The following is a 3,305-nucleotide window of genomic DNA, read 5'->3' on the forward strand; positions in this document are numbered from 1 at the left end:
GTTTTTAGATTATAACCATAAGTTCGGTATGCGGTGCCACAGAGGCTTCAAAAAAGCAAAGCCTGAATTACTGCAGATGTTTGAATCGCTGGAGGAACAAGTTTTAAACGACTAAAACACTGGCTAACTAAATTCAAAAGGGATAGGGTCATTTACACAAAATTATTGACGCCCCCGTCCTATATATAACATCGGTAAATTTTTGTATTAGTTAACCGATATTACTTAACTAATGTTAATTCATACTTTAAACGACGTTTCAAATACTTTCTGAATGAGTTCTGTATACTCTTTATATTCATCAGTATCTTTAACTTGGTGCAGCACTTCTGCGATAGATTTGTAATACCAATGCTGCTGTTCTTTACCAGCATTGAATTTGTCCCATAGTCTATCTTTATCAACTTCATAATCTCTCGATATAGCTTTCATGTTTGACAACTTATCAGCAAGTGTCGCAACTTCGACATCCTGTGAATTGTTTCTCTTTAAAAATTTTATAGTATCTTGTTTTCTATCCATCCACTTTTTTGATTTATCTTCACTTTGATATTGAACAAGATTTGCAATATTTGGATTGAACGTCTCTTTAAGCGTTTCATAGGTCACATATGCATCCTCTGCCGTGTCATGCAATATGGCAGCAGATACGACATCACTATCTATTCTTCCGTCTTTATTTGTCATATTGGCTGCAATTGTTCCAGCTTCAAGACAATGCAATATATACGGGATGTCAGTACCTTTTCTCTTTTGATTTCCGTGACACACTGTAGCAAATTGGATTGCTTTATTGATCAATCAATCAACTCCTTTTGTATATCTTTTTTTATTTACTATATTTATAATACCACTTCTGATGTGCCAAAAAAGACACATTGAGGTGGTGTTTATTTTTACTCCTCATCTATTGAGTGCCAGGTACATAAACAATTCAGATATCAATGCCACTAATCTTGTACATTTCCTCATTCACCCATGGAAAATTAATACTTAAACATTTCCAAGTGTAAGTGCCGTATTCACTATCCTCTAACAAATAGAAAAGATCCATGTCTATTAAAAATACGCCATCCTCAGGGTCAGGAATATCATAGTAGTATTTATATTCGTATGTTTCTTTATTCCAACCCCCATCCACAAAGCTCATCCATTCTAAAATTGTATCTTCGCTGAGATTATGATTAAATTGAATTGTCACCTCATATTGTTGACCGTAACGATTATTTTCGATAAACTCTCGCACTTCCTTATACTGTTTAGCGAACGCTTCACTGATTTCATAACCTTCAATTAATATTTGACTCATGTAAATTCCTCCAAATATTTGAATTTAGCTATTAACTAGTCATTTTTCTATTGGTTGTCTACGATAATTATAGCCCTAGATATTCCTCGAAGAATTCCTTAATAAGCGCTATATACTCTCGATATTCCTTTGTGTCTTGAACTTGTTGGAGTGTTTTAGCAGTTAAACTATGGTACCAATACATTTCCCTCATTAATCTAATTAGATTTTTATACTCATTCGTTTCTTTTATATCTGGTGGAAGCTCTCTAACTGAATAAATTTCCCAAGATCGTTTGTCCTTTTTCACACCTAATTCATCATAGAATTTTTCTTTTTCTACCTTGTATTTTCGCACCATTTCTCGCATTTTCGATAAGTCATTAGCAAGGGTCGCAATCTCAATATCTTTTGACTTGTTTGCTTTTAGAAAATTGATTTTGGCTAGTTTTCTTTCACTCCATGATGTCATTGTATCTTCAGTCAAAGCTAGAACTAATTTTGCGATGTTCTTGTTGAACTGTTGCTTCAAAACTTGATAAGATACCTCATCTTCAGGTATTCTCAATGCCTCTCTTTCTCCCAGGGTATCTTGGATAATCGTAGCTACGACCAAATCACTATCCGTTTTATTTATCATATTCGCTGCAATTGTCCCTGCTTCAAGACGACGCAGTACATACGATGCTTCAATTCCCTCATATGCTCGGTTAAATTGATTGACATTATAAATCATTATGAATTCGATTGCTTTATTGATCACTAACAACATCTCCCTTTTAAATCTTTTCATTTGCTTATTTTTATAATAACAATCGATATGTGTCATTAATGCCCCATTAAAAGACGCATAAAAAAAGCACTGGTTCCATGAAACCAGTGCTTTTTGCATCTTTTTAACAAAGATACTATTATTCATTTCAATTTATTTATAACGTTATACTTTAGACTTGATACTTTCTGCAATTTGTCTAATTTCCGAAGCATACATATCATCATATGATTCGAATCCTCGGTTTCTATAAGAACTTCCATTAGGACTATAATGATGTAGTTGTTCGAAATAAGGTTTATATCCGAGTTCTTTTTCAATTGCTTCTCTGACACTTGTTCTATTTAATTTAGAACTAACAGTTATAATTACTTTTGGCTTGATTCCTAATAAGTCAAACTCCTCTTTTAAGCCCTTAGCTTGTATATAAATCTTATCCTTAGAGAGAGAGTCAGCAATTATATCAGCTCCTGAGTTTGAATCTGGTATCCCTGCTGGAAGAAGTTTACCATCATCTTCTACGAATTTAATGAAGTCAGTCATGTACGCACCGTGTAATATATCCGATTTCATAAATTCTGGTGCATATCTGCGAGCAGCAGCTTTGTACATATTGTAAAACATGAACCTTTCATCATTTTCTACCAAGTTCATTAATTCCTCATATCTTTTATTATTGTACGCTTCGTCCTTATATTCATTTAAGATTTTTAGTAATGGATTTGGATTACTTTTAGTTTCTTTTGGACAAGAGAAATTTAATGCAAGAACCACAACATCTCCATGTAGTAACTTGTCTAATCCTTTTTCTTTATATTCTTCTTCGGAATTAGCAATCAATAGTTCTTTTCTCTTTTTGTAATCCATATCTACATTATCCTTGCTGCCATCTAAAATATCTTCATCCCACAATGCCCAAGTTGAGACGTGTCCATATTTTGATTTTAACGCTTCATAGTTCTCATAATCGATATAGTTTTTTCTCATTTTAATAACCACCTTTTAATATGATTTATTTTGTGAATCTTGACCTAGATATACTTGGTTTTTGATAGAATTATTCATTTATCATTTACCTCTCTTACTTTTTATAAATAGAATAATATTTTTGCTCTATATTAAAATTAACAAAAACAATGTGCGAGAGCGTAAAATAGTTTGTGTAAATCGCAATGACTCAATAATGGTCATAGAAAAAGGAAGACCCTTTCCTGTAGAATAGAGTTAGCCAAAACACACCCACAG

The 3,305-nt window shown here is 32.9% G+C and carries 4 protein-coding genes; all 4 read right to left on the reverse strand.

The annotated features are described in order from the left end of the window. Nucleotides 1–240: 240 nt before the first annotated feature. The 4 genes from ACFQU8_RS10010 to ACFQU8_RS10025 all read right to left on the reverse strand — a co-directional run bounded on the left by ACFQU8_RS10010 (nucleotide 241) and on the right by ACFQU8_RS10025 (nucleotide 3,047). On the reverse strand, nucleotides 241–801 hold the full coding sequence (locus ACFQU8_RS10010) for a DUF1871 family protein (protein WP_382359412.1): 561 nt from the start codon (nucleotides 799–801) through the stop codon (nucleotides 241–243). A gap of 133 nt (nucleotides 802–934) precedes the next feature. Beyond that, complete coding sequence (locus ACFQU8_RS10015) at nucleotides 935–1,309, reverse strand: hypothetical protein (protein ID WP_382359415.1); 375 nt, start codon at nucleotides 1,307–1,309, stop codon at nucleotides 935–937. Nucleotides 1,310–1,376: 67 nt separating this feature from the next. Then, nucleotides 1,377–2,207 (reverse strand): hypothetical protein, encoded by an 831-nt coding sequence (locus ACFQU8_RS10020; protein ID WP_382359418.1) that lies wholly within the window; start codon nucleotides 2,205–2,207, stop codon nucleotides 1,377–1,379. A gap of 18 nt (nucleotides 2,208–2,225) precedes the next feature. Beyond that, the gene (locus ACFQU8_RS10025; protein WP_382359421.1) at nucleotides 2,226–3,047 is read right to left on the reverse strand and encodes a hypothetical protein; all 822 of its coding nucleotides are present in this window, start codon (nucleotides 3,045–3,047) and stop codon (nucleotides 2,226–2,228) included. Nucleotides 3,048–3,305 lie beyond the last annotated feature (258 nt).

Source organism: Lentibacillus kimchii (genome assembly GCF_042666895.1).
GTDB classification, from domain to species: domain Bacteria; phylum Bacillota; class Bacilli; order Bacillales; family Amphibacillaceae; genus Lentibacillus; species Lentibacillus kimchii.